The 25,599-nt window shown below is 63.0% G+C and carries 24 protein-coding genes and 1 pseudogene; 7 read left to right on the forward strand and 18 right to left on the reverse strand.

What is annotated here, in order from left to right; genetic code table 11:
• Positions 1 to 16: 16 nt before the first annotated feature.
• From JQ624_RS16590 to JQ624_RS16615, 7 genes and pseudogenes are all read right to left on the reverse strand, one after another.
• Positions 17 to 1,864 (reverse strand): DUF3604 domain-containing protein, encoded by a 1,848-nt coding sequence (locus JQ624_RS16590; protein ID WP_409334337.1) that lies wholly within the window; start codon positions 1,862 to 1,864, stop codon positions 17 to 19.
• 132 nt (positions 1,865 to 1,996) lie between these two features.
• Entirely contained in the window at positions 1,997 to 3,052 is a 1,056-nt protein-coding gene (locus JQ624_RS16595; RefSeq protein ID WP_212420000.1) for a transporter, read from the reverse strand.
• A gap of 158 nt (positions 3,053 to 3,210) precedes the next feature.
• A complete protein-coding gene (locus tag JQ624_RS16600; protein WP_212419964.1) occupies positions 3,211 to 3,468 on the reverse strand; it encodes a hypothetical protein in 258 nt (85 codons plus the stop codon).
• A gap of 245 nt (positions 3,469 to 3,713) precedes the next feature.
• Positions 3,714 to 4,571, reverse strand: a complete 858-nt coding sequence (locus JQ624_RS16605) for an SDR family oxidoreductase (RefSeq protein WP_212419965.1) — start codon at positions 4,569 to 4,571, stop codon at positions 3,714 to 3,716.
• 72 nt (positions 4,572 to 4,643) lie between these two features.
• Positions 4,644 to 5,144: a Rieske 2Fe-2S domain-containing protein gene (locus JQ624_RS39720; protein WP_409334338.1), complete on the reverse strand. Its 501-nt coding sequence runs from the start codon at positions 5,142 to 5,144 to the stop codon at positions 4,644 to 4,646.
• A 33-nt stretch (positions 5,145 to 5,177) separates the two neighbouring features.
• A pseudogene (locus JQ624_RS16610) lies at positions 5,178 to 6,241 on the reverse strand (NAD(P)/FAD-dependent oxidoreductase); the annotation flags it as partial.
• An 80-nt stretch (positions 6,242 to 6,321) separates the two neighbouring features.
• Positions 6,322 to 7,053 carry a DUF72 domain-containing protein gene (locus JQ624_RS16615; protein WP_212419966.1) on the reverse strand — a complete coding sequence of 244 codons (732 nt, stop codon included), beginning with the start codon at positions 7,051 to 7,053 and terminating at the stop codon, positions 6,322 to 6,324.
• A gap of 269 nt (positions 7,054 to 7,322) precedes the next feature.
• On the opposite strand from JQ624_RS16615, the gene JQ624_RS16620 reads away from it, so the two are divergent.
• Positions 7,323 to 7,838 carry a ferritin-like domain-containing protein gene (locus JQ624_RS16620; RefSeq protein ID WP_212419967.1) on the forward strand — a complete coding sequence of 172 codons (516 nt, stop codon included), beginning with the start codon at positions 7,323 to 7,325 and terminating at the stop codon, positions 7,836 to 7,838.
• Positions 7,839 to 7,965: 127 nt separating this feature from the next.
• Here the strand turns inward: JQ624_RS16620 and JQ624_RS16625 are convergent, their stop codons facing one another.
• Positions 7,966 to 9,003: a YcjF family protein gene (locus JQ624_RS16625; RefSeq protein ID WP_212419968.1), complete on the reverse strand. Its 1,038-nt coding sequence runs from the start codon at positions 9,001 to 9,003 to the stop codon at positions 7,966 to 7,968.
• On the reverse strand, positions 9,000 to 10,463 hold the full coding sequence (locus JQ624_RS16630; RefSeq protein ID WP_212419969.1) for a YcjX family protein: 1,464 nt from the start codon (positions 10,461 to 10,463) through the stop codon (positions 9,000 to 9,002). Before JQ624_RS16630 ends, JQ624_RS16625 begins: the two co-directional genes overlap by 4 nt.
• A 172-nt stretch (positions 10,464 to 10,635) precedes the next feature.
• Here JQ624_RS16630 and trhA point away from each other — a divergent pair, with 172 nt between their 5' ends.
• Together trhA and JQ624_RS16640 are read left to right on the forward strand one after the other, a co-directional pair.
• Positions 10,636 to 11,331 (forward strand): PAQR family membrane homeostasis protein TrhA, encoded by a 696-nt coding sequence (gene trhA, locus JQ624_RS16635; protein WP_212419970.1) that lies wholly within the window; start codon positions 10,636 to 10,638, stop codon positions 11,329 to 11,331.
• 28 nt (positions 11,332 to 11,359) lie between these two features.
• Positions 11,360 to 12,154, forward strand: a complete 795-nt coding sequence (locus JQ624_RS16640; RefSeq protein WP_212419971.1) for an SDR family oxidoreductase — start codon at positions 11,360 to 11,362, stop codon at positions 12,152 to 12,154.
• A 202-nt stretch (positions 12,155 to 12,356) separates the two neighbouring features.
• Here JQ624_RS16640 and JQ624_RS38610 read toward each other — a convergent pair whose 3' ends face one another.
• Positions 12,357 to 12,752 (reverse strand): hypothetical protein, encoded by a 396-nt coding sequence (locus JQ624_RS38610; RefSeq protein ID WP_249129850.1) that lies wholly within the window; start codon positions 12,750 to 12,752, stop codon positions 12,357 to 12,359.
• A gap of 132 nt (positions 12,753 to 12,884) precedes the next feature.
• On the opposite strand from JQ624_RS38610, the gene JQ624_RS16650 reads away from it, so the two are divergent.
• On the forward strand, positions 12,885 to 13,043 hold the full coding sequence (locus JQ624_RS16650; RefSeq protein ID WP_212419972.1) for a hypothetical protein: 159 nt from the start codon (positions 12,885 to 12,887) through the stop codon (positions 13,041 to 13,043).
• Between the two features lie 52 nt (positions 13,044 to 13,095).
• Here JQ624_RS16650 and JQ624_RS16655 read toward each other — a convergent pair whose 3' ends face one another.
• A complete protein-coding gene (locus JQ624_RS16655; protein ID WP_212419973.1) occupies positions 13,096 to 13,506 on the reverse strand; it encodes a hypothetical protein in 411 nt (136 codons plus the stop codon).
• A gap of 120 nt (positions 13,507 to 13,626) precedes the next feature.
• Between JQ624_RS16655 and JQ624_RS16660 the strand changes: the two genes are divergently transcribed.
• Positions 13,627 to 14,247 carry a hypothetical protein gene (locus JQ624_RS16660; RefSeq protein WP_212419974.1) on the forward strand — a complete coding sequence of 207 codons (621 nt, stop codon included), beginning with the start codon at positions 13,627 to 13,629 and terminating at the stop codon, positions 14,245 to 14,247.
• Positions 14,248 to 14,410: 163 nt separating this feature from the next.
• Here JQ624_RS16660 and mdlC read toward each other — a convergent pair whose 3' ends face one another.
• The 4 genes from mdlC to JQ624_RS16680 form a co-directional block, all read right to left on the reverse strand.
• Complete coding sequence (gene mdlC, locus JQ624_RS16665) at positions 14,411 to 16,033, reverse strand: benzoylformate decarboxylase (RefSeq protein ID WP_212419975.1); 1,623 nt, start codon at positions 16,031 to 16,033, stop codon at positions 14,411 to 14,413.
• Positions 16,034 to 16,177: 144 nt separating this feature from the next.
• Complete coding sequence (locus tag JQ624_RS16670; RefSeq protein ID WP_212419976.1) at positions 16,178 to 17,035, reverse strand: MaoC family dehydratase N-terminal domain-containing protein; 858 nt, start codon at positions 17,033 to 17,035, stop codon at positions 16,178 to 16,180.
• Positions 17,032 to 18,162 carry a CaiB/BaiF CoA-transferase family protein gene (locus JQ624_RS16675; RefSeq protein WP_212419977.1) on the reverse strand — a complete coding sequence of 377 codons (1,131 nt, stop codon included), beginning with the start codon at positions 18,160 to 18,162 and terminating at the stop codon, positions 17,032 to 17,034. Before JQ624_RS16675 ends, JQ624_RS16670 begins: the two co-directional genes overlap by 4 nt.
• Before the next feature lie 8 nt (positions 18,163 to 18,170).
• On the reverse strand, positions 18,171 to 19,337 hold the full coding sequence (locus JQ624_RS16680; RefSeq protein WP_212419978.1) for an acyl-CoA dehydrogenase family protein: 1,167 nt from the start codon (positions 19,335 to 19,337) through the stop codon (positions 18,171 to 18,173).
• Between the two features lie 126 nt (positions 19,338 to 19,463).
• Here JQ624_RS16680 and JQ624_RS16685 point away from each other — a divergent pair, with 126 nt between their 5' ends.
• The gene (locus tag JQ624_RS16685; RefSeq protein ID WP_212419979.1) at positions 19,464 to 20,387 is read left to right on the forward strand and encodes a LysR substrate-binding domain-containing protein; all 924 of its coding nucleotides are present in this window, start codon (positions 19,464 to 19,466) and stop codon (positions 20,385 to 20,387) included.
• Positions 20,388 to 20,554: 167 nt separating this feature from the next.
• Here JQ624_RS16685 and JQ624_RS16690 read toward each other — a convergent pair whose 3' ends face one another.
• Positions 20,555 to 21,229 (reverse strand): GDSL-type esterase/lipase family protein, encoded by a 675-nt coding sequence (locus JQ624_RS16690; protein ID WP_312014432.1) that lies wholly within the window; start codon positions 21,227 to 21,229, stop codon positions 20,555 to 20,557.
• Positions 21,230 to 21,522: 293 nt separating this feature from the next.
• Between JQ624_RS16690 and JQ624_RS16695 the strand changes: the two genes are divergently transcribed.
• Complete coding sequence (locus JQ624_RS16695) at positions 21,523 to 22,614, forward strand: sensor histidine kinase (protein ID WP_212419981.1); 1,092 nt, start codon at positions 21,523 to 21,525, stop codon at positions 22,612 to 22,614.
• A 74-nt stretch (positions 22,615 to 22,688) separates the two neighbouring features.
• Here JQ624_RS16695 and JQ624_RS16700 read toward each other — a convergent pair whose 3' ends face one another.
• Positions 22,689 to 23,963 (reverse strand): cytochrome P450, encoded by a 1,275-nt coding sequence (locus JQ624_RS16700; RefSeq protein ID WP_212419982.1) that lies wholly within the window; start codon positions 23,961 to 23,963, stop codon positions 22,689 to 22,691.
• Between the two features lie 38 nt (positions 23,964 to 24,001).
• On the reverse strand, positions 24,002 to 25,273 hold the full coding sequence (locus JQ624_RS16705) for a cytochrome P450 (RefSeq protein WP_212419983.1): 1,272 nt from the start codon (positions 25,271 to 25,273) through the stop codon (positions 24,002 to 24,004).
• Between the last annotated feature and the right edge of the window lie 326 nt (positions 25,274 to 25,599).

Consider the following 25,599-nt stretch of genomic DNA (forward strand, 5'->3'; position numbering starts at 1 on the left):
CTGAGAAGCCGCCTCATCATCCCGGCGTGTACCAGATCGGCGAGGTGTAGGCGCGCTCGGTCACCGTCATCGGTGTACCGGGCAATAGCTTTATTCCGAAACGCTTGGCGTCGTAGGCCGTCCACCGCGGCGTGGGGATTTCGAGAACGCGGACGTAGTAGAAGGCCCGCTCGGCAGCATTGAAATTGGGATCGCTCCAAACCGCAATCAACTCCGGCGCGCCGATGGTGTTGGTCCAGATCGCATTGGCGACATCCACGGTATTGCCGACGGACGGAAGCTTGCCGTCGACGCCGGGTTTGCGGTCGCCGCTCCAGACGACGTCGTGGACTTTCTCCTGCAACTCGCCCTTGGCGTCCATCCAGCCTTTCACGATCTGGATACGATCCAGGTTTCCGCCGAGGGAATCCTTCAGCGCCGCGACCAGGAAGGTTGGGGCCTTTCCCGCCGGCCCACCACCGAGGTCACCGCCCATCGGCACGCCCTTGGCATAACCAGTCATGGCCGGGCTGCGGGTCTGGGCATCGGCTTGGTCGAAGTCCCAACCGCCAAAGAAACGCACGGCCATCCGGGAGCCGGTGGTCGCGTAGGTCTCCCTTCGCTGCATCGCGTCCCAGATGGATTCGCGCGTGTTGTCGGTGGCCCAGACCGCGGCATAGCCGGACGAACTGACCTGCCAGTCCATGACCTTGATGCCAGTCTTGGGGTTTTCCACGAACGTCGCAGTCGCGCGCTCCGGACTGGGCTCCTGTGGCGTGGTCTTGCCGAAGAAATTGTCTTCTTCCATGGCCGTGAGGCCTGTATGGGCATCGGAACTGCCGACCATGCCGAATTTGTAGGGGTTGGTGCCGAGCTGCGCCTCCAGCTTCAGGCCGTTCTTCAGCGCGGAGCGCGCATATTCGAACTCAAGCATGTCTTTTGTCTTTGCGGCGCTGGCATCAAGGTTGCCGAAGTCCCAGCGCTCGAAATTGGCGAACTCATCGTTCGGCGACAGCACCGGATGAGCCTCACCGTCGCCCTTGGTCTGGGTTGCTTCGTAAAGCCGTTCCCACTTGGCTCGTTGCTCGGCGTACTCCTTGTCGACCGGCCTTCCGGTGAAGGACTCGATGATCGGAAACATCCGGCCATTGCTGAGGTTACCGTTATGCGCGATTGCGAGCACGCTGCCGCCGGTCTTCTGCTCGTAAGCCGCCATCCATTTCCAGAGATCGCGCGGGTTGTCGCTCCCGAGCGGAGCGATCGTCGTATACGGTACGATCTGATTTGCCCTGTCGCCGTTGTCGCGGAAGATGACGTTGCGATGCAGGTTGTTGCCGCCGGTGTTCGAGGTCCATTCGTAGCCGATGAGGGCCGTGAACCGGCCCGGTTCGTTGTATTGTTCAGCCGCCGCGACATTGTCCTGCCAAGCAGCCTTGTACGCGCGCGTGTCCGGCGCGTAGGTCATCTGCTTCGGGAACGTCCCGGCGCTGAAGGACATGATCATTTCGAAGGCGGCGTCGGCGCCTTTGCCGTCCATGATCATCTGATACCACTTCCTTCCGGTCGGGTCGGCCAGGATTTCCGGTTTGCCGGCGAAGAGGTCGGGAAAGACCCCCATATTGTCGGAATGGTCGGCGACGACCAGAAAATCGAGCGGCCTCGACAGCTTCGCCGGTTGTCCGCTCGACGCCGTCACCTCCTCCCCGCGGGCGAAGCGATAGGCGTCGCGGGGGCCGAGCCTCGCACCGAATGCACCGGCATCGAATGAGGCCGCGGTATGCAAATGCGTGTCGCCGAACAGCGGACGGGTGGGAAATTTGCGCCCCGCATAGGGCGAGTAGATCGGCTTGGATGGAAACACTCTCTCGACGGTCTTCTTGTCCATGGTGCCGGCGTCATCAAGCCTGCCGCCAGCGGATTGGCCATGGGCAGTCAATGGAATTGTAGAGCCCAACATCAAGCTGACAGCAGCAAACACGAGATTCCGCTTCATCGCAGGTCTCCTTTTTTGGGTTCTCTACTTGGACACCTTGTGCCGGGTCGGCGACACCGTGCTGACGGGAGCGGCCTCCGAGATCGAGAACGTCAGCCAGGTGTTCCAGCCCGATGGCCGGTTTGCCGCATCGAACTCGCCATATCCCTTCAGGCCGAGAAACGCCTGGTTGCTGCCGATCGAGAAAATATATCCGACCTGTGGGCCGATGCCGAGAACGCGCGAGCGGAAGCCGCCGAGAATGGCCGGCTGACCGAAGTCGTCGGTGATCTGCTGATAGGCATAGCCAACGAAGCCGACAAAGACCTGCTTCGACAGGAACTGCGACACGCCCCAGTCGAAGTGGAAATCGATGCCGCTTTGGTATTGGGAATCGGGGTTCTTGAAATTGTAGGTGAAGCCGCCGACGCCGGAGAATTCCGTGCCGGTCGCAGGATTCAGATAGGTGTAGCCGCCACCGAGATCGATGGCGCCGTGGCCGATGCCGATATTGGCCAACCGGTTCGGATTGTAGTCGCCGACCGGAATGTCGCCGGTGGCATAGACCATGTAGTTGTTGATGCCACTGTTCCACTTCAGCTTCAGGGTCGGATAGATATCACCATAAGAGGTGAGCGCATCTTCGAGAAATCCCGTGCGCGTGGTCACGATCGGTCCGACCGCCGTCGTCAGCGTGCCGGCGAGGCTTGCGGAGTTTCTGCCGAAGATGCCGGCCACGGTCGCCGACAACTGGCCACCGAGCACCGGCGTTGCAAACGTGTAGGTCGGTGCGAGAATCATCAGATCGGCCTGCCCCTTCAAGGCCAGATTCAGATCGATATTGACCGTCGGGGAAAACCTTCCGACCTGGAATTCCCGCGCCGCTGCCGCCGCGCCCGACGCACCGACGCTGGTGTGGTAGTAGATGGCGGCCATCGACCAGCCCGGCGTCGTCGGTGTGGCGGAAAGGCTGCCGTACAGTCCCGGAAGCCAGAACGAGATACCGCTCTCGTCGGCGCGGGCGATCTGAGGCAGAAGCAAAGCAACTGCGGTGGCAGCCAAAGCGCCACTTAGTGGTCGCCGCAGCGAGCCGGACCTCATTCGTGATGCGTCGCGCTTCATAGCCTGCCCCCTGCCAATGTCATGCCAGTTCATTCCCGTTGGTTCGGGCGCGCAACGGTAGAAGTGCCCAAGCAGACGGACGACTAGCTGGCCCTCATTGATGCCCTCGTCCATGCGCCATGTCAGACGCTCACATGCTAGCGCCTGCCGACGCGATTGACCGGGCCGCCGCGATTCATCGGCGTTCCACGTCGTACTCCAACACCCACGGCACCAACGCCAGGTGTCACCACAGCGCGTGCCACCGGCCGGGGCCGTAGCACGACGCCGGGCCTTACGACGCAGCCGACGGGATATTCGACGTACTGGCAATACACCACGGCACTGGCCTTTTCAGTGCTGGTGGCCAAGAAGCCGGTCACCAGCAGCGCGGATAGCGCGATCGAGAGCTTCATCTTGGCGATCCTTCATTGTAAGACATCAAGTTTAAACATGCGTCGCAATAAACGTCTCGTATGTTGATGCAGGTCAAACGTAATGGCGATTAAAATAGCGTCAGCCTCGCTGACACTACGCCGTAGAGCAACCGCTCGATGCCGGAAAACCTCACGCGTCGTCGCATTCATGAAACGAAGCGACCGGCATCAAACACGGTGCGCAGGGCGATGATGGGTTTCGCTGCGTTCTGCCCTGCGTGCGTCTACAGGAAGGGCTTGCCGCCGGTAACGGCGATCGTCGCGCCGGATACGTAGCTCGAAAGCGGATCGGCCAGCATGACATAGGCGGTGGCCAGCTCGACCGGTTGGCCGGGGCGTTGCATCGGGACCTGTTTGCCGAAATTCTTTACGGAATCATCGGGCAAGGTTGAGGGGATGAGCGGTGTCCAGATCGGTCCCGGGGCGACCGCGTTGGCGCGAATGCCTTTTTCGGCCAGCATCTGTGCCAGACCCGCCGTGAAATTATGAATCGCGCCCTTGGTCGTTGCATAGGCCAGCAGCGTCGGGTTGGGCACATCGGAATTGATCGAGGCGGTGTTGATAATGCAGCTCCCCGGCTTCATGTGGCCGACCGCAGCCTTGGTGAGATAGAACATCGCGTGGATGTTCACCTTGAACGTCAGCTCCCATTCCTCGTCGCTGATCTCGTCGATTGATTTGAAGCTGGCCTGGTGCGCCGCGTTGTTGACGAGGATATCGATTCCGCCCAGCTCCGATACCGCCTTGGCGATGACCGCGCGGCATTGGCCCGGCTCCTGGATGTCGCCGGGCAGCAGAACGGCCTGTCTGCCGGCTGCTTTCACCAGCCGCTCGGTCTCCCGGGCGTCGTCGTGCTCGTCAAGATAGGAGATCAGAACGTCCGCGCCCTCCCTGGCATAGGCGATGGCAACCGCGCGGCCGATGCCGCTATCGCCACCGGTGATGATGGCCTTCTTGCCGTTGAGGCGACCGCTGCCCTTGTAGGACGTTTCGCCGTGATCGGGCGTCGGGTTCATCGCGGCGGTCTTGCCGGGCATCGGCTGGTGCTGATCCGGGAACGGGGGACGGGGATAATGCAGCATGGCGGTTCTCCAAGAAAGCACGGGGTGCGTCAAACGTCGCTGGTGGTGTGTGCCGTGATCTGGTTGAGCGATTCAGGTTTCCGAATGGAGTGAAGTCTGCCGTTTGCTGTCTTGATCTGCGTCCGCGTAATCCCTTGAGCGCGTCTCGATGTCCGCCTCGGCCAGAGCGCCGATGGCGGGGGCATTGAGCGGTGTTCCATCGACTGCAAAGTGAGATCCGTGACAGGGGCAATCCCAGCAGGTCTCGAAGGAATTCCAGTGCAGGTGGCAGCCGACATGGGTGCAGGCGGCAGAGCGCGCATATAGTTGGCCGGAAGGATCGCGATAGGCCGCGATCTTGCGCATGCCTTGCCGGATGATGGCGCCGTGTCCGGCTTTCAGCTCGCTGACATCCGCCAGTTCGCCCGGCGCGAGATACTCGGCAAAGTTCTTCACCGCGGTCATGTTCTCTTTCAGGAAGTTGCTTATTCCGGCGGGCGTCTTGCGCGAGGGATCATAAACTTCGGCCCATCTGGCCTCTCGTCCGAGGATCAGCGCCGAATTGATCATGGCACCCACCACGCCGTGGGTCATGCCCTGGCCGGAATCGCCGGTATGGACGTAGATATTGTTGCTTCCCGGATTCCTGCCGATGAAGCCGGCGTAATCGATGGTGTCGAGCACCTGTCCCGACCAGCGATGGGTGACGTCTTGCGCCGCTGGAATGAGATTGCGCGTCCAGGCTTCGAGAGCCTGAAAGCGAACTTCGGCGTCGTCCGCTTCGCCGCTCTTGTGGTCGCCGCCGCCGACAATGAGAAAATCGGTTCGGCCATCGCCCGGCTGCAGCCGCACATAGTGGTAGGGGTCGAGCGTGTCCCAGTACAGGGCGTCCGGGATGGCTCCCTTCGGAATCGAAAAGGCCATCGCGTAGGTGCGATAGGGAGCCATTTTGGTGTGCAAGGCGAATCGATCGACGATCGGCGCATTGGTGGCCACCACCGCAGCTCGGGCGGTTATTGTCCCGCCGCCGGCCGTGACGACGACCTTGCCGTCGTTGCGCTCTTCGACGCCCTTGACGACCGTGTCGCAGTGCAAGCTGCCGCCCTTTGCCTCGACGGCGGCGACAAGACCCCGGAGATATCTCAGCGGATGAAACGTGGCCTGGCGCGGATAGCGCAGCACGTGCTGCTGTTCGCAATGGGCCAGGGGCACGCCGACCAGGCGATGGACGGGTGCGCCGACCTTGCGGACCGCCTCCAGCTCGTCCTCGATGATCTTCGAGTCGGTGTTGAGCGCCTGAAACAGATAACCGTCCAGACGACGAAAATCGCAGTCGATGGATTCCCGCTTCTGGATTTCCTCGATGCGATCCACCGCTGCCGCCTGGCTCTGGTAGAACCGGCGGGATATTTCCTCGCCGCGGAGGCTGATCATCGCCGACGTCAGGTCGTCGCATAGCGGCGCCAGATGCGCGCTGGTGCGGGCCGTGATGCCGCCCGCGACCTGCCACGATCAACGACGATGACGTGCGAACCCTCCGCGGCAAGTTCGTAGGCGGTGGATATCCCTGCAATACCCGCGCCGACGATCGCGACATCGCATTTGCTGCTGCCCTGAAGCGGTGCCGCGCTCGGGGCTACCGCAACGTCCGCCCAAAGCGATTTGCTGCGCCGGTCGACGGTATCATCCATCGCGAGACCCGATTAATCGAATTGATCCTGATGGATCAAACGCTCCGATCGGGTGACTCGTTCCAAGGAGCCCTGCGGCGTCAGACCTGACCCATCAGCTCACGCAAGGATCTGGCATCGGCCGGCGCCGCACTTTTCTGGTCGTTGTCGAAATAGACGTACACGTCGCAGCCTTGCCTCTTCCAGGACCTGATACGGCGAGCCCATTCCGAGAGGGTCCGCTGAGGATAGTGGCCTTTGTAACGGCCGGTGGGACCGTGTCCGCGCACATAGACAAAGCCGGCGGTGCGCTTCCAGGGGGCGGGTGCGTCATGATGATCGGATATGCACAGCGCGATGTTTTGCGCCCGAAGCAGTCGCAATATCTCCGGTGCGTACCAGCTTGGATGCCGGAATTCGAAGCTATAGCGCCGCTTCTTCGGCAGCAGCTTCAGGAAAGATGTGAGCCGGTCGGCGTCCACCTTAAAGTTCGGCGGTAACTGAAACAGGATCGGCCCCGCTTTGGTGCCGAGCAGTGACAGGCGATCCTCCAGCAGTTCGAGGCTGTTGACCGAATTGCCTGAGAGCCGCTTCCAATGGGTGATGAATTTGGATGCCTTCCAGGCAAAGATGAAGTCGCGCCCGGTCTGATCCCGCCAGCTCGTCACCGCTTCCGGCGTGGGTGTTCTATAAAACACACCGTTGAGTTCGGTCGTCGAAAACTGGCCCGCGTAGTATGGCAATAGCTCCTTGAGGGGGAGGCCCTTGGGAAAGAATGGCCCGCGCCAGGAATCGTAGTGCCATCCAGACGTACCGATCAGGACCCGCGCCATGAGATCACGGCTTCACCATGCCAGCGCTTTCATCGTCGAGTTTCTCCGCATTGGTCGATGAGGAGAAGATCGGGAAGGACGAGTTGTTCCTATCGACCGGGCGGCGGCGAACGTCACCCGGCCGGGGTTTGGCGAGCAGCATCGCAAAATGGCTAAGCCGGGGTCCGCGAAGCGATCGTGGCGATCTGGGCTCGCGACGGCGCCGGAGGGCTGCTTTGGAACAACGGCCCCGGCGAGAACGTTTAACGGCATTCAATCAGGAGGATGCCATGGGACTGTTTACACAAGACATCAAGACAATGGACGACCTCTTCCTGCACGGTCTGCAGGATATTTATTATGCCGAGCAGCAGATCACGAAGGCCTTGCCGAAGCTGATCGAGAAAGCCACCAACCGCGACCTCGTCGCGGGCCTCAAGGCGCATCTGGAGGAGACCAACAAGCAGATCGAGCGGCTGGACAAGGTGTTTCTGAAGCTCGAGAAGCAGCCGAGCGGTACCCAATGCCCCGCCATCGACGGCCTGATCAAGGAAACCGATGAGGTGGCCGGCGAAGTGGAAGACAAGGCCGTGCTGGATGCGGCGATCGTCGCCGGCGCGCAGGCCGTCGAGCATTACGAGATCTGCCGCTACGGTACGCTGATCGCATGGGCCGAGAAACTTGGTCACGACGAAGTGGTCCGCTTCCTGACCACCAACCTCAACGAGGAAAAGGCGGCCAACACCAAGCTCAATACGATCGCGCTTCGGAAGGGCGTCAACACCAAGGCGTCTAACGCGGCGTGACCTTGAGTGCCGCTGCCAAGGCCTTCGGTGGGAAGGCCGTAGGGTGGGCAAAGCGAAGCGTGCCCACCATTAAGATGGTCGGTCGCTGATAGGTGGTGGGCACGGCGCAAGTGCGCCTTTGCCCACCCTACGTAGAAGCCTCATCGTCGCGCTTGCGCAGCAGGTCCTTGGCGAGATCGGACAGCGCCGGCCGCGGCAGCGCCGTAAACGGCAGTGGACGCGTCACGTCGATCGCGGCGAGACCCAAGCGTGCGGTGAGGAGGCCGTTGAGCACGCCTTCGCCGAGCCGCTGCGAGAGCTTTGCCGCGATGCCGTGGCCCAGCATCTGCTGCACCAGGCTGTCGCCGACCGCCATGCCGCCGGTGATGGCGAGGTGGCCGATGACGTGACGCAGCAGGCTGATCATGCCGAGCGTGCCGGGCCGGCCGCCATAGAGCCGCGCCAGTTGCCGGATCAGCCGCATTGCGGCGACGAACACGAACAGCACGTCGATCAGCGCGCGCGGGCTCACCGCCGTGACGACCGAGACGCGTTGCGCGGCCGTGGAAACCAGCCTGCGCGCTTCCTCGTCGAGTGGCGCCATCAATTCGCGCTCGGCGAGCTTGATCATGTCAGCGCCGTCGATGATGTCGTCGGCATGGCTCACCAGCGCGGCGCGAGCGCGCGCCAGTTGCGGGTTCTGATGCGCGAGCTTGAGCAGGTCGTTGACGACGGCGCGGCTCTCGGCGCGGTCGTCGCTGCGCAGCACTTCCGTGGCGCGCTGATGCAGCTTTTCGATCGCCGCCAGCCGCGCCAGCCCGAAGGCTTCGCGCCCGATGACGACCGCCAGCGCCAGCGCCGCGGCGGCAGCGAATGCCAGCGCGACATAGCCCAGGGTTTCGCTGCGCGCGAACAGGTCCTCGATCAGGTTGACGACGCCGAGGCCTGAGGCCAGCAGCACCAGTCCACCGACGGCGGACCAGAACAGCGTTCCCCAGCGAAAGCCGCGGCGAGCCGGGACACGCGGTGTCGCGATCGGTACCGGCAACAGCGCAGGATCGGCTTCGGGCGTGATGTGCACGGTGCCGCGGGCGGGGCGTCCGGTTTCATCCGGGCCCATCACGACCACGCCGGGATCGCCGAGCTTGAACGTCGCCGGCCGCCGATGCGGCGTTTTCTCGCTCATTGCAGTCGGTCTCCGATCAGGAACTGGAGGGCGCGGTCGAGGCGGATGTGAGGCAGTGCGGGCTCGTCGTTGGCAGTGCGCTCCAGCAGCGGCGGCCGGAAGCGCAGGAAGCGGAAATCGGCCTGTTCGGAAGCCGTGCTGGAAAGGCCGCGAAAGCCGCCGTTGAACAGTTCCTCAGGGTCCGCGGGCAGGTCGCCTGGAAAGGTCGCGACTTCGGTCTCGCCATCGAAGGCCTCGCCATTGGCGGTCTCGCCGGGCGCTGGCGTGCCGATGATGGACGGCAGCTTCTCCCGGCCACGCGCGACCTGCGCCTCGCGCGTGGCGCGCACTGCTGACAGCGCGACCACGTCGATTGTCGCACCGGCATATTCGGCGCGGTCGGCCGCCTTGGCGACCGCCCGCCGCAGCACGGCTTCCAGCCGGTCATGGCTCTGATGGTGCAGATGATCGGCCTTGGTGGCGGCAAACAGAATGCGATCGATCCGGGGACGAAAAAGGCTGCTCAGGATCGTGCTGCGGCCGATGCGGAAGCAGTCGAGAATGCCCGACAGCGCAGCTTCGAGATCGTGCAGCGCTTCCGGCCCGGCATTGAACGCAGCGAGCGCATCGACCAGCACGATCTGCCGGTCGAGGCGGGAAAAATGATCGCGGAAGAACGGACGCACCACGACGTCCTTATAGGCCTCGTAGCGTCGCCGCATCATTGCCCACAGCGAACCGTCGGGCGCGCTGCCGTCGGCAGCCACTTCCAGCGGCGCAAAGGTCAGCGCCGGTGTATCAGCGAGATTGCCCGGCATCAGGAAACGGCCGGGCGGCAGCAGGCTCATCGCAAAACGTTCGTCGCGGCAGGCGCGCAGATAACCCGTGAACAGCCTTGCCGCCATGCGGGTCGCCTGTTCGTCCTCGCGGCCTTCGGGGTGAAGCGTCTTCAGATGTTCGTGCCAGGGCGCGGCGAGTTTCGCGCGCGGGCCTTCGCGCGACAGCGCAAGACTCTCGGCCGACCATTGCTCAAAACTCTTGTTGAGCAGCGGCAGATCCAGCAGCCACTCGCCGGGGTAATCGACGATGTCGATGGTGAGCGTACGGTCCGCGCCGTTCTGCCGCTGGTAGTCGATGACGAGGCGCAGTTCGCTGATGTCGACGGTCGAGTTCGGCCAGCGCCGCTCCTCGATCAGGGTGCGAACGTGGTTCTCATAATCGAAGCGCGGCACCGCATCGTCCGGCTGCGGCTCCAGCCGGGCGCGGGCGATCCTCCCGGTGGCGTACGGCTCGAATATTGGAAACCTTCCGCCGCGGGTCAGGCCGTGGATCAGCGCCGTGATGAACACGGTCTTGCCGGCGCGTGACAGGCCGGTGACGCCGAGCCGCACCGTCGGATGGAAGAAGCTGTCGCCGTAATCGAGAAGCGCCCGCGCCGACAGGCGCGCTTCCTCGACGATGTCTGAAAAACTGGGGGCCATGGGGGGTGCGGAAGGCTCGGTGCGAGAGAGGCTTTGGTGGGGTAATCACAGGAAAAGTGGCGATTGGCGGGCCGAAATCAAGCTTTCGTCATATTCTGCCACCGGGTTGCGCGAACGCGCGCCCGATGACAGGCTCCGTCGGTCGCTCCCTCATCATCTGCCGCAGGCCTGCATGACCATTTTCAGACTGAAGCAAATCGCCTCGACTTCCTTCCATGCGGCGGCCGACGCCATGCACTGGAACTACGACCGCGCCGAACTGATCGCCGACGGCGTCGTGCATATCGTCGGCGTGTGTTTTGGCCTGGTGGCCGCCACCGCGCTGATCGTGTTGACCGCTGTCTATGCCACCGCCGTCGATATCGCCGCCATATCGGTCTATGTCGCGGGCCTGCTGGCGATGCTGGTGCTGTCGGCGACCTATAATCTGTGGCCGGTCTCGCGCGCCAAATGGGTGCTGCGCCGCTTCGATCATTCCGCGATCTATCTGCTGATCGCGGCGACCTACACGCCGTTCATCATGCAACTGAAGGAAAGCACCCTCGCTATCGCGCTTCTGATCGGGGTGTGGTGTTTGGCGATCGTCGGCATCGTGCTGAAGATCGCACGGCCGGGCCGGTACGACCGGCTGGCGACCGGACTTTACCTCGCCATGGGCTGGAGCGGCATGATGCTCTATGACGCCGTGGTGGAGAAGCTGCCAACCCTGACGCTGGGTTTCACGCTCGCAGGCGGTGTGCTGTATACCTCCGGCGTGATCTTCCACGCCTGGCAGCGGCTGCGTTTCCAGAACGCGATCTGGCATGGCTTCGTCTTGCTCGGCGCGGCCTGCCACTATACGGCTATCCTTGATATGGTTCTGACGTAAGAGACCAAAAACAAGGGGAGAGACGGCCATGCAGGTAACGGGCAAAGTCGTGGTTGTCACCGGTGGCGGCAACGGCATCGGGAAGGCGATGTGCGAGGCCTTCCATCGTGCAGGCGCAGCCAAGGTCGTTGTCGCCGATATCGATCCCGATGCCGCGCGAGCCGTCGCCACTCCGATCGGTGGGGCGGCCTTCAAATGCGATGTGGGGAAGGAGAAGGACGTCCATCACGTCATCGAGGAGACCGAGCATCAATTCGGCCCGATTGCGCTGTTCTGCTCCAATGCCGGCATCGGCGGGGGTTTCGATCCGCTGTCGGTGAATGCCGGCGGAAACTCCGACGAACCGTGGCAGCGAAGCTGGGCCGTTCATGTCATGGCGCATGTCTACGCCGCGCGCCACCTGATTCCGCGCATGAAGGCGCGCGGCGGTGGCTATTTCCTCAACACGATTTCGGCGGCGGGATTGCTGTCGCAGGTTGGCAGCCCGGCCTATTCGACCACCAAGCATGCCGCGGTCGGCTTTGCCGAGAACCTCGCGATCTCGCACAAGGCCGACAACATCAAGGTTTCGATCCTCTGCCCGCAGGGCGTCGATACCAACATGCTGCGCTCGATCCCGAAGGGCCCGCAATCCGGCGACGGCGATCTTTCGCCGGAGCAGGTGGCGCAGGATGTGCTGAAAGGACTGGAAGAGGAAACCTTTGTGATCCTGCCGCACCCGCAGGTGCTCGGCTACATGCGCAAGAAGACCGAGAATTACGACCGCTGGATATCGGGCATGGCGAAGATCCAGGCGAAGATGCGGGAAGCCTACGGGAAGTGAGGTGAGGGCGCACGAACCTCTCCCCCGTCATTGCGAGCGAAGCGAAGCAATCCATAGCGCAGCAAGCGGAGGCATGGATTGCTTCGTCGCTTCGCTCCTCGCAATGACGGAGGAGAGAAACTTCGCGTCAGATGCCGGAAGCTTACGGGAAACAGCGTTGCGAGAAGGGCGGCCCTTCGGCCGCCTTTCCCGATTCCCTCTCTTACTGGCAGCGGTGCATCAGGCCGTCGTCCATGCGGACGAGAGTGCCGGGCTGGCAGACGAATCCATTGCGCGTCGCGTAGTCCTGGCCACCATAGTAGGCGTAGGGGCCGCCGCCTCCGTAGTACGGGGCCGTAGCTCCATAATAGCCGGCTGCCGCAACGCCGGCGCCCACCACACCGGCGCCTACCGCGGCTGCACCGATTGCGGCCCGCCGTCCCTGCCGACGGGCAACGCCTGCGACGCTGACAGGGGTCAGCGGACGACCGACCCGTGCCTGCGCGCTCTCGACAGATAGCGAGACACCCTTTTGTTCGGTCCAGTCAAAAGAGAGCATGGTCGCGCACGCGAAGACGGAGACCGCGATGGCAGCTTTTCCCAGACTTGCCTGTTTCATGGTTTTCTCTCCAGGTTGCCCCATGCCGAATTATCGTGCGAGCGTCCATGGCCGACCCTTGCGCTATGTCAAAGCAAATACCGCCTGCCGCGGGCGGAACTGGTACCCAGCCTTTGATTCAAAAGAGGTTTCATGAACTGGTTTGCCTGGCCATTCAGAAAAAATCCGGCGACGCAGGATGCCCCTCATGCGCTGGTTGCCGGGCGGATGGTTGGATCCTGGATTGCGCCTCATCGGGCGCGCATTCGCGCGACCCGTTGGATCGATCCGGGCTACGAATTTTCTCAATAGAGTTGCGTAGCGAGAAGGGCGGCCCTTCGGCCGCCGTTCCCGAAAATCTCTTTTACTGGCAGCGGTGCATCAGGCCGTCTTCGAGGCGGACCATTGTGCCGGGCTGGCAGATGATGCCGTTGCGCGCCGCGTAGTCCTGGCTCCATGCGCCCGGGCCGCCGTAATAGCCATAGGGGCCGCCGCCGGCGTCGCCGCCGTAATAGGCGTAGGGGCCGCCCCCGCCGTAATAGGTGGCGGTCGCTCCGGCTGCGACCGCACCGGCGCCCACCGCGGCGGCACCGGCCGCGGCTCGCCGCGCCTGCCGTCGGGTAACGCCCGGGGTGTAGGGGTCGCTCATCTGTGCCTGCGCACGCTCGATAGACAGCGAAATGCCCTTTGGTTCGCTCCAGCCGAATGAGAGCATGGTCGCGCATGTGAAGACAGAGACGGCGAGGGCAGCTCTTCCAAGACTTGGCTGTTTCATGACATTCACTCCAGGGTTGCTCCATGCTGAATTCTCGTGCGAGCGTAGAGGGCCGTCAAGTAGTGCCGCGTGCGGAACTTGCAGACGAATTGTCGGGCCTTTGAATCAAGAAGAGGTTTCATGAGCTGGTTTGCCTGGCCATTCGGAAAAGCTCCGGCGACGCCGGATGCGCCCCATGCGCTGATCGCTGATATCGAGACGCGGGGCAGGCGATATCTCGATGACGCCGACAACGGAAAATGGGTCTATCCGGCCTGCAAGCGGACCGCGTCGGATGCTGGCGCCGACAAGGACCAGGTCTGCAACCACACGCGGCTGGAGGCCGTGCGCTATCTGCTGACGGTGCCGCGGGGCGAATTCAGGCTGCTCGCCGAGCCTGACTCGCAACCGGCGATACTGGACGCTTATCTTCGCCAGTTGCCGCACGATGAAACGGTGATCGAATTCACCGGCAATACGATGAGCGATCTGGCGATTGCCGTCATTGCCGGATTCAACTGGCTCAACCATTGCGCCGGCCTTGCCGGGGCCGACCGCCGAAAATTTTCAGGAACGCTCAACCACTTCCGACGAATTGCGATGTCGGCCCAGAAATGGTGGGAGATGAAGGGCGCCAGGGAGCGCTACGCGCAACTGCTGCAGGCGCAGCAGGAGCCACCGCTGTTCCTGTATCTGGTCTGGGCCGACTATGGCCGACTTGCGAACGAAATCGCCGCAGCGCGCGCCTTAGGCCGGGGCTAGCTGTTCTGCGCGTAGAGCAGCGACAGTTCTTTCCACGTCGTTGCCTGCGACAAACGCGAAGCGTTTGCGCAAGGGAGCGAAGCGACGAAGCAATCCATAGTGCAGCAAGCGGAAGCATGGATTGCTTCGCTTCGCTCGCAATGACGTGGAGAGTGTCTTGGCTTCAACCCTTCTGCGCGTAGAGCAGCGGCACGGCCGAATCCACCATCACCTCGATCAGGCTGGTGCCGTCATGCGAAAGGCCATGGCTGAGTGCGCCCGCGAGTTCGGATGATTTCGTCACCCGCGCGGCGTGGCAGCCCATGCCTTCGGCGAGCTTGACGAAATCGATGCCGGGCAGCTCAAGCCCCGGCACGTTGCGCACCTGCATCACCTGGCTGAACGACCGCATCGCGCCGTAGCCGGCGTTGTTGATGACGACGACCGTGAGCGGCAGCTTGCGCCGGGCCGCGGTCCACAGCGCCTGGATCGAATACATCGCCGAGCCGTCGCCGATCAGGCAGACGGTGCGGACGCCGGGACGTCCCAGCGCCATGCCGACGGCGGCGGGCAGGCCGTAGCCGAGGCCGCCGCTCGCCATGGTGTAAAAGCTGTCCTGGCCGCGCATCGGCATGAATTTTTGCATCGCCGGGCGATGCGAGGGCGCTTCCTCCACCAGCACCGCATTGGCGGGCATGGCTTCAGACAGCGCGTGCAGCAGGAATTCGACCGGAAGCGGATCGGCGGCTGCAGGTGCCGGCGGCAGCACGCGGCCCGCAGGCATGGCGCGCTTTGATTCCGGAAGCAGGTCGAGCAGCATCGAAAGCGCCGGCTTCATGGTGGCGATGATGCTGGCGCCGGACGGCGTGACGGCGGCGGCGTCCGGGTCGTCGGTGATCTGGAAGATCGTGGTGGCGCCGTCAAAGATCGCGGCATGGCCCTCGACATGGAAGGTGAACACCGGCGCGCCGATCGCCACCACGAGGTCATGATCGCGCAGCGCGTCCGATAGCTGCCCCGGCGAGGCGTGCAGGAAGCCGGAAAACTGCGGATGCCGTTCCGGGAACGAACAGCGCGCCGAGAACGGGCTGACCCATACAGCGGCCTTCGTCTTCTCCGCGACCCGCACCATCAGATCGACGGCCGCGGCGCGGTCGACGCCGGGGCCGACGACGAGGGCAGGGCGCTTGCTCGCCGCGAGCGCGGCTACCAAGGCCTTCATCGCCTCCGGATCGGGGCCGAGTTCGCGGCTGACGCGGCGGGCTTCGATCGGCTGCGTCGGGCGCGTCCAGTCGTCGATCGGGATCGAGACGAAGGTCGGCCCGCAGGGCGGCTGCATCGCGACGTAATAGGCGCGCGCGATCGCCGCCGGCACGTCTTCGGCGCGCGCCGGCTCGACGCTGTATTTGACATAGGGTCGCGGAAATTCGGAAGCGCGCTCGGCATAGAGAAAGGCCTGCAGCGGCAGGATCGAGCGGGCCTGCTGGCCGGCGGTGATAACGAGCGGCGTCTGGTTGCGGTGGGCGGTGTAGATATTGCCGAGCGCATTGCCGACGCCGGCGCCGGAATGCAAATTGACGAAGCCGGCGTTGCGGGTGGCCTGCGCGTAACCATCGGCCATACCGACGACGGAGGCTTCCTGCAGGCCAAGTACGTAATCGATGTCGTCGGGCCAGTCGCTGAGGAACGGCAATTCGGTCGAGCCGGGATTGCCGAACACGCGCTTGATGCCGAAGGCGCGGAGCAGGCCGAAGGTGGCGTCCTTGACGGTGGTGGTGGCGGCTTTGGCTGGTTTGCGGGACGACATCAGCAGACTCCCAACTCGATTAGTGTTCCGTCATTGCGAGCGCAGCGAAGCAATCCATGCTTCAACGCGGGGATAGATGGATTGCTTCGCTGCGCTCCCTTGCGCAAACGCTTCGCGTTTGTCGCAGGCAATGACGGTGAAACATCACCACGTCGCCGTGCCCTTCATGGTCGGCTGTCCCTCGGCGTTCGCGATCCACAATTCCATGCCGGTGCTGGTTTCATTGGCGTTGATTGAGAACTCGGTGCCTTCGAACAGCGGCTGCACGCCGCGATAGCTGAACTTCTTCGGCGCCGAGTCGCCGTGAAGCTTTGCGGCGAACTCGACGATCAGCGCCGCCTGCAAGGGACCATGGAAGATCAGGCCCGGATAGCCTTCGACCTTGGTGACGTAATCGCGGTCGTAATGGATGCGGTGGCCGTTGAAGGTCAGGGCCGAATAGCGAAACAGCAGCACGGGATCGCTGACATGGCTTTCGCGATGTTTTGCGACGGGCGGAGGCGCCTTGGGCGACGAAGAAGGGGCCGCGCCGCCCATGTCGCGGTAGACGATGTCCTGCCGTTCGCGGATCGCAACCCCGCGCGGCGTCGTGATCGTGTGTTCGACGGAGACGAAGCAGAGCACGCCGGTCGAGCCGGTCTTCATCGTCACATCTGAGATCCGCGAGGCGCGCGTCGATTCATCGCCGACGCGCAAGGGCGCGATAAATTCGATTTCGCCGCCGGCCCACATCCGGCGCGGCAGCGGCACCGGCGGCAGAAAACCGCCGCGGGTCGGGTGGCCGTCGGGGCCGAGCTGCGACATCGGAAACACCGGCTGCGCCAGGCACCAATGCGTGGTCCACGGCGCGGCGTCGCCTTTCGCGGGTTCGCCGATGTCCTGGAACAACGTCGCGCGCAGGCCCTTCACCAGTTGCGCGGTGACGACGTCGGTCGCTTCCGTGCTGCGGCCGATCCACTGGCGCAGATGGTCGAGGTCGAGTTTTTCAACGGCTTCTGTCATGACTGGCGGCTCTTGGCACGGGGAGCTTTGGGCAATTCAACATGGTCGCCGATGGCGGGCACGGCGCCATAGTGCCGCTCCTCGCCGACAAAGATCGCGGCGGGCGCGGCGTAGCTCACCTTGCCGTTCGGCGTATCGACCTCGATGCGGCGCAGATGCGGATGCACTGACAGGTCGGCCATGGTGTTCACCTCGGCAAACGCGATATCAGCGGCGTCCAGGCGCTTGAGAAGATCGACGCGATTCATGGCCGCAAAACTGTCGGCGACCGTCTTGTCGGTGAGTGAGCGGTTGCGCACGCGCTCGACCATGTTGGCGAAGCGCGGGTCGTTCGGCAGATCGGGTTGATCCAGCACCTCGGCGCAGAGCTTCTTCCACTCGCGCTCGCTCTGGATCGAGATCAGGATGCCTTTGCCGTCCTTTGAATTGAACACGCCATAGGGCGCGATCGAGGGATGGGCCAGCGCCATCCGCTTCGGCGGATTGCCGGCTTCCGAATTGATCAGCGGCACCGCCATCCAGTCGGCCATCACGTCGAACATCGAGATCCGGATGTCGGCGCCGTTGCCGGTGCGGCCGCGAGCGATCAGCGCCTCGAGAATCGACGCATGCGCGGTGGCGCCGGTCGCGATATCGACCACGGAGATGCCGACCCGCGACGGGCCCTCGGGGCCGCCGGTGATCGAGGCAAGTCCGCTTTCGGCCTGGATCAGGAGATCGTAGGCCTTGCGATCGGCATAGGGGCCTTCGTCGCCATAGCCCGAGATGGTGCAGCAGATCAGCGCCGGATAATCTTTTCGTAAGCGCTCCAGCGAAAAGCCGAGCTTGTCCATCGAACCGGGCTTGAGGTTCTGCAGCAGCACGTCGGCGCTCGCGATCAGCTCTTCGAGCGCGGCGCGGCCTTCCTTGGTGGCGAGATCGATCACCACCGAATTCTTGCCGCGGTTGAGCCAGACGAAATAGCTGCTCTGGCCTTTAGCCGCGGCGTCATAGCCGCGCGCGAAATCGCCCTCGGGGCGTTCGACCTTGACGACATGCGCGCCGGCATCGGCAAGCCTGGAGCTGCAAAATGGTGCTGCGACCGCCTGTTCGACGGAGACGACGATCAATCCCTCTAACGGCAACATCGTTTTTCTCAGTAGGAGCGGGGCAGGCCGAGCACATGCTCGGCGACGTAGGACAGGATCAGATTGGTCGAGATCGGCGCAACTTGATACAGCCGCGTTTCGCGGAACTTGCGCTCGACGTCGTATTCTTCCGCAAAGCCGAAGCCGCCATGGGTCTGCACGCAGGCATTGGCCGCCTCCCAGGAGGCGTCCGCCGCCAGCATCTTGGCCATGTTGGCTTCCGCGCCGCAATCGAGCCCCGCCTCATATTTGCGCGTGGCTTCCTTCACCATCAACTCGGCCGCGCGCATCGCGGCGTAGGCCTTCGCGATCGGGAACTGGATGCCTTGATTCATGCCGATCGGCCGGCCGAACACGGCGCGCTCCTTGGCGTAGGCGGTTGCTTTGGCGATGAACCATTTGGCGTCGCCGATGCATTCGGCCGCGATCAAAATGCGCTCGGCGTTCATGCCTGACAGAATGTAGCGGAACCCCTTGCCTTCGTTGCCGATCAGGTTTTCGGCGGGCACCCGCATGTCGGTGAAGAACACTTCGGTGGTCGCGTGGTTCATCATGGTGCGGATCGGACGGATTTCGAGGCCGTTGCCCTTCGCCTCGCGCATGTCGACGATGAACACCGACAGCCCATCGGTGCGCTTCTTGGCCTGCTCTTTCGGCGTGGTGCGCGCGAGCAGGATCATCAGGTCGGAATGTTCGGCGCGGCTGGTCCAGATCTTCTGGCCGTTGACGATGTAGTGGTCGCCGTCACGCTTGGCGACGGTCTTCAGCGAGGAGGTGTCGGTGCCGCTGGTCGGCTCGGTGACACCGAAGGCCTGCAGCCGCAATTTGCCGCTGGCGATCCCGGGCAGGTATTTCGCCTTCTGGGCGTCGTTGCCGTGCCGCAGCACGGTGCCCATCGTGTACATCTGGGCGTGGCAGCCGCCGCCATTGCATCCCGCCCGCTGGATCTCTTCCAGGATCGCGGCCGCCGCGGACAGCTTCAGCCCGGAGCCGCCATACTCCTCGGGGATCAGCACCGAGAGGTAGCCGGCCTCCGTCAGCGCGTCGACGAACTCCTTCGGGTACGCCATCTGGCGGTCGAGCTTGCGCCAGTATTCGCCGGGGAACTGGGCGCAGAGTTTTGCGACGGCGTCGCGGATGTCGTGGAATTCGTCTTGTTGTTCTTGTGCGGTCATTGGTTTTTCTGGCGATGGATGGTGGGGGATGTCAATTGCCTGACGGTGGTCGGTTGTGAAACCACCGCCGGTCTCCTATGCTGAATTGTTATAGCGTATGAACCTGCCTTCGAAGATTGGCAAGCGATGGATATCAGGCAGCTCAGGACCTTCAGTTGCGTGGCGGAGCTCGGCAGCCTCAGCAAAGCCTCCGACACGCTGCGGGTGGCGCAGCCGGCGCTCAGCCGCCAGATCAAGCTGCTCGAGCATGAATTGCGCGCCGATCTGTTTACCCGGAACGGCCGCGGCATGGTGCTGACCGACGCCGGCCGCCTGCTGCTGGCGCGCACGGCGGGCATCGTCCGCCAGATCGACCAGGTGCGCGACGAGATCCAGTCCGCCGGCGGCCCGCCGTCGGGCCGTGTGGTGCTCGGGCTGGTGCCGACCGTGAGCTGCGTGATTTCGGCGCGGCTCGCCCGGCGCACCGTCGACACATATCCGGGCATTTCGCTCTGCATCGTCGAGAGCTACAGCGGCCATTTGATGGAATGGCTGCACCGCGGCGAGATGGATCTGGCGCTGATCTACGGGCCGTCGAGCGACCTGCATCTGACCGTGCAGAGCCTCGGCCGCGATCCCATCGTCGCCGTGGGGCCGCGCGGCAGCGGGCTGTCGCAAAGGAAGCAAGTCGATATCGGCTGGCTGCTGCGGCAGCGGCTGGTGTTGCCCAGTCATTCGCACGGGCTCCGGGCGCTGATCGAGCAGGCGGCGGCGAAGAAGAAAATCAAGCTCGACATCAAGCTGGAAGCGGACTCGTTTCGGGTGCTAACCAGCCTGGTCGAGGAAGGGTTGGGGTACACGCTGTTGCCGCCTTCCTCGGTGCGCCATGAAGTAGCCTCCGGCCGGCTGGAAACGGCCGCGATATCAAAACCGTCGCCGATGCGCGAACTGACCCTTGCGTCTCCCATCGACCATCCCGGCTCGACTGCCATCACGCTTGTGAGCGAGCTTCTACGCAGCGAACTTGTCGCCTGCCGCGAAGAGGGCCTCTGGGACATCAAGCTCGCCTGAGCCGATGTGAGGGCCGGAGATTGGCTTAGAACAAATGCGGCCAGCCCGGCATTCTCATCTGGCTACAGCTGTCATGCCGCAATTGTATAGGGCGGCGCAGGCTTGCTGAAACGATTGCTGTTAGCTCAGTGGAAGCGAAGACATCGAGGTATTTTCGGAAAAACGCCCTAGCTGATGTTCGCGGCTACCGATGACCGTGCCTTGTCGACGCCGCCGACGATCGCGAGCTTCATCGCCCACGCCACACGATGCGTGACCCAGTCGCTGTCGTGCAGCCTGTGCTCATCGGTCGGGTCGACCATCCGGTCGAACGAGACCTGCTCAACCTGATACAAGCCCTTCATGAATGCGAAGCGGCGGAACACATTGACGCCGGCGTCCCGCGCCAGTTCGCTGACCGCCTCGACCATCGCGATCGCTTTGTCCTTCTTGGCCGGCGTCAGCACCGCCGGCACGTATTGGAGGTCCATCACGATGACGTCGGCCTGCGTTTCGTCGTGCAGCCTGACCAGACCATCGCGGATGGCCCCGGTGGTTTCGTTGAAGGAGGGAGGATGCTGGTCCGGGCTTTGCCAGACCGCATTCGTTCCGACCTGCCAGATCACCAGATCGGGCTTCTCGGCGATGACGTCGGTATCGAACCGTTGAAGCTCGATCGGCGCTTCCTGGCCGCCGATTCCCTTGTTGACCATGGCGATGTTAGCCTTCGGATAGTCGTTCTGGAGGAACGACAGCAGCCGCCCCGGATAGGCCGCGATATCGCCTCTACCCGCCGTCGTCGACGAGCCGATCGCGACGATCTTGGCCTGCCCTCTGGCGAGGCCCTGCGCAAAGTGGGTCACGCCGTGCTCGAATGGAATCGGCTCGACGGGGATCTGTGAGGGATCGTTGTCCATAAGTCACCAGTGTGATGCAGCCGAGACAACGTGGAGTGGAAAAAGAATAACGCGCCGCGGCGAGATCGCCTAGCCCGCGGGCGCGGATCACCCGCGCCGCTGCGATGAGACCTTGCTACGGTTTGTCTTTGCCAAGTCCAAGCCTCACGAGTCAGAAATTGACCCCAAAGGGAACATTGCACTTTGCTGAACTGTGGCGTTAGGCTTGGCGACGGGTGTCTGAGTGAGGTCGCGCGCGTATGGACGGGGAAATAGTCGGCGACTTCCTGGCGGGCGGCGGCGAGATGGGCGCCTTGACGAGGGGATTCGACTGGTCAAAAACGCCGCTCGGCTCTCCGGAAACATGGCCGCAAAGCCTTCGGGTCACGGTGCGGCTCGTTCTCACCTCGCGTCACCCGATGTTCATCTGGTGGGGACCGGAACTCATCCAGTTCTATAACGATGCATACCGCGAGACGATGGGCCCCGAAAGGCGTCCAAGCGCTCTGGGAGCGAGGGGCCGCGATTGTTGGGATGAGATATGGGACATCATCGGCCCCCAGATCGCGTACGTCATGGCAGGCAACGGGGCGACCTGGCATGAGGACCAACTGGTACCGGTAACGCGTCACGGCCGTCGCGAGGATGTGTGGTGGACCTATAGCTTTGGTCCGATCGATTTCGAAGGCAAAGTGGGCGGCGTGCTTGTCGTCTGCAAAGATGTCACGTCCGAGCACATGGCAAGGGAAGCGCTGAACCTCATCAATGAAGAGCTGAAGCATCGCGTCAAGAACACCCTTACCGTGCTTGGTGCCGTGGCCACTCAGACATTTCGCGACGAAGCGAGCAAAGCCGATCTCGAAAAATATCAGGGACGACTGGCTGCGTTCGCGCGAGCGCACGACCTGCTTACCGCCGCAAATTGGGCTGCAGCGCCCCTGCAGGATGTGATCAGCACCGCCCTGATTCCTTATAAAACGGATGAAGGCCGGTTTAAGGTTTCGGGTCCGCCACTTATTGTCAAATCCCGACAGGCCCTCGCTCTGTCCCTGGCCATCCACGAACTTGCCACCAACGCCTTGAAGTATGGCGCTTTGACTGTGGCGAGCGGCCACGTGTCGATTGCATGGAGATCCGAAGATCAGGAGGGTGAGCCAAAATTCGTTTTCGTCTGGCGGGAATTCGGTGGCCCGCCTGCGTCGGAGCCCGCTGGTGTGGGCTTTGGCTCGCGCCTGATTTCCCGGGTGCTGCAGGACGATTTCGGAGGCTCCGTGGAAGTGTCGTATGAATCAAGCGGACTTATTTGCCGCCTGACGGCCCCCCTCGAAAATCTGGCGATTTCCCCCGAATAGCGTGCAACAGCTCTTTTGCCGGAGCAGACGTCCGCCGACCATTCAGGATTGATGGCCGCGGGGTGAGCGCGCGCTCACCCGGGAATGCGGACCGGGAGCTGCTCGATGCCGCGCACGAAGGGGGAATAGACCCGCTTCGGTTCGCCGACCACCTCGATGCGGTCGAAGCGTTTCAGCATTTCCTGCCAAACGATCTTGAGCTGCAGCTCGGCGAGCCGCATGCCGACGCAGCGGTGGATGCCGAAGCCGAACGACAGATGGGTACGCGGGCGTGCGCGGTCGATGATGAACTCGTCGGGACGCTCGATGCCTTCCTCGTCGCGGTTGCCCGAGACGTACCACATCACGACGCGGTCACCCTTCCTGATCTTCTTGCCGCGGATCTCGGTGTCGACGAGAGCGGTGCGGCGCATATGGGCGAGCGGCGTCTGCCAGCGGATCACTTCCGGCACCATGGAATCGATCAGCGCGGGATTGTCGCGCAGCTTCTGGTACTGGTCCGGGTGCTCGTTCAGCGCCAGCACCGAGCCGCTCATGGTGTTGCGGGTGGTGTCGTTGCCGCCGACGATCAGCAGGATGATGTTGCCCATCAGATTGTCGGGGTCCATGTGCCGGGTCGCGTCGCTATGCGCCATCATCGACAACAGGTCGTTGCGCGGCGGTGCGTTGACGCGCTCGTTCCAGAGTTTGGAGAAATAGGCGTAGCACTCATCCATCTCCTGGCGCCGCTGCTCCGGCGATTCCACGACGCCGCTCTTGGGCAGTGCGGTCGAGACGTCGGACCAGCGCGTCAGCTTGCGCCGCTCCTCCCAGGGGAAATCGAACAACGTCGCCAGCATCTGCGTGGTCAGTTCGATCGAGACGCGCTCGACGAAGTTGAAGGTCTCGTTGCGCGGCAGATTGTCCAGCACCTTTTGCGAGCGCTCGCGGATCAGCTTTGCCAGCTCGTCCAGATGCGTCGGCGTGAACATCGGCGACACCGTCTTGCGCTGCGCCGAGTGCCGCGGCTGATCCATCGCGATGAAGCTCGGATAGTCGTAGCCGGGCGGCACGTCACGGATCGAGATGCCGCCGAGTGTCGAGTCGGACGAGAAGATGCCGTGGTTGGTATCGACATGCATGATGTCGTTGTATTTGGTCACCGACCAATAGGGCTCGATCGGCGCGTTGGTGCAGTAATGCACCGGCTCTTCCTTGCGCAGCCGCTCGAACCACGGCCACAGCGTGTCGTTCTGGAACAGCTTTGGCGCACCGGGATGAAAATCCCTGAGCGGCGTCGAATAGGCCTCCTCGCGCGCGGCGCGCAGGAGTTCTTTCTTGTCGGCTCTGATGCCGGTCTGGACGTTCATTTTGATTATCCCAGGTGATAGGGCGCAAATGCCAGGATTTAGCCGGCGATCCGGACCGGCAGGGTCTCGTAGCCTTTGACAAAACTCGAATACACCCGCTTGGGTTCGGCGACCATCTCAATATTCTCGAAACGCTTGAGAATTTCTTCCCAGATAATCTTGAGTTGCAGCTCGGCGAGCCGGATTCCGACGCAGCGGTGGATGCCGAAGCCGAAGGAAACGTGGGTGCGCGGCCGGGCGCGGTCGATGATGAATTCGTAGGGACGGTCGATCACGTCCTCGTCGCGGTTGCCCGAGACGTACCACATCACGACCTTGTCGCCCTTCTTGATCTGCTTGCCGCGGAACTCGATGTCTTCGAGCGCGGTGCGGCGCATATGCGCCAGCGGCGTCTGCCAGCGGATCACCTCGGGGACGAAACTGTCGATCAGCTCCGGATTGTCGCGCAGCTTGCGGTACTGGTCCGGATTCTTGTTCAGCGCGTAGACGCTGCCAGACAGCGTGTTGCGGGTGGTGTCGTTGCCGCCCACGATCAACAGGATCAGATTGCCGAGAAAATTCTTCGGGTCCATGTCGCGGGTGGCGTCGCTGTGCGCCATCATCGACAAGAGGTCGCTCTTCGGCGGCTGGTTGATGCGCTCCTTCCAGAGGCGAGCGAAATAGGTCGCACATTCCATCAGCTCCGCCTGCCGCTCCTCCTCGGTGGCGACGAGGCCGCCGGGGCCGGGAAGTGTGGTCGCGACGTCGGACCAGCGCGTCAGCTTGCGGCGGTCCTCCCAGGGGAAGTCGAACAGCACGGCGAGCATCTGCGTGGTGAGCTCGATCGAGACCTGGTCGACCCAGTCGAACACGTCGTTTTTCGGAAGGTTGTCGAGGCATTCGGCCGAACGCTTGCGAATGTTGATCGCGAGCTGGTCCAGATGCGTCGGCGTGAACATCGGCGCCACCGTCTTGCGCTGCGCGGAGTGGCGCGGCTGGTCCATGGCGATGAAGCTTTCACGGCGCAGGTCCGGCGCGACGTCGCGGATGGTGATGCCGCCAAGCGAAGCCGCCGACGAGAACACCGCATGATTGGTCTCGATGTCCATGATGTCGTTGTATTTGGTTACCGACCAATACGGCCCGAACATGCTGTCCTTGCAGTAATGCACCGGCTCTTCCCGGCGCAGCCGATCGAAATACGGCCAGAATGAATCGGTCTTGAATAGTTCGGGATGGCTGACGTCGAAATCACCGAGCGGAATCGACTGAGCCCTGTCGCGCGCGGCGCGCAGATGGGAATCTTCGGCGAGATCGATGGTTCCGTGCATGGGCATCTCCCTGACTGTTCCCCCGCCGAAGCATGCCGGAGGGGCGATGTTTTACCCTATTACATCCCGAGCCGTGCGCCGGCGCAAGGACGAGTTGGGTGCATTTGGCCACATCGGCACCGGTCCCCGGCCTTGGGCGGCCCGGCGCATTCGCCTCGTGACAAGCGTATCCTCAAAGAATAAGGCTGTTTGAAACAACGTTTAATTCGCCGGGAGGCGGCCATGATCCCCAACGCCCACAGGATGTTCAACTTCGATCTCGGCGAGACCGCGGATGCGATCCGCGAGACGGTGCATGCGTTTTCGCAGAACGAGATCGCGCCGCG

This window comes from Bradyrhizobium sp. AUGA SZCCT0283, from assembly GCF_018130385.1.
In the GTDB taxonomy this organism is placed as follows: domain Bacteria; phylum Pseudomonadota; class Alphaproteobacteria; order Rhizobiales; family Xanthobacteraceae; genus Bradyrhizobium.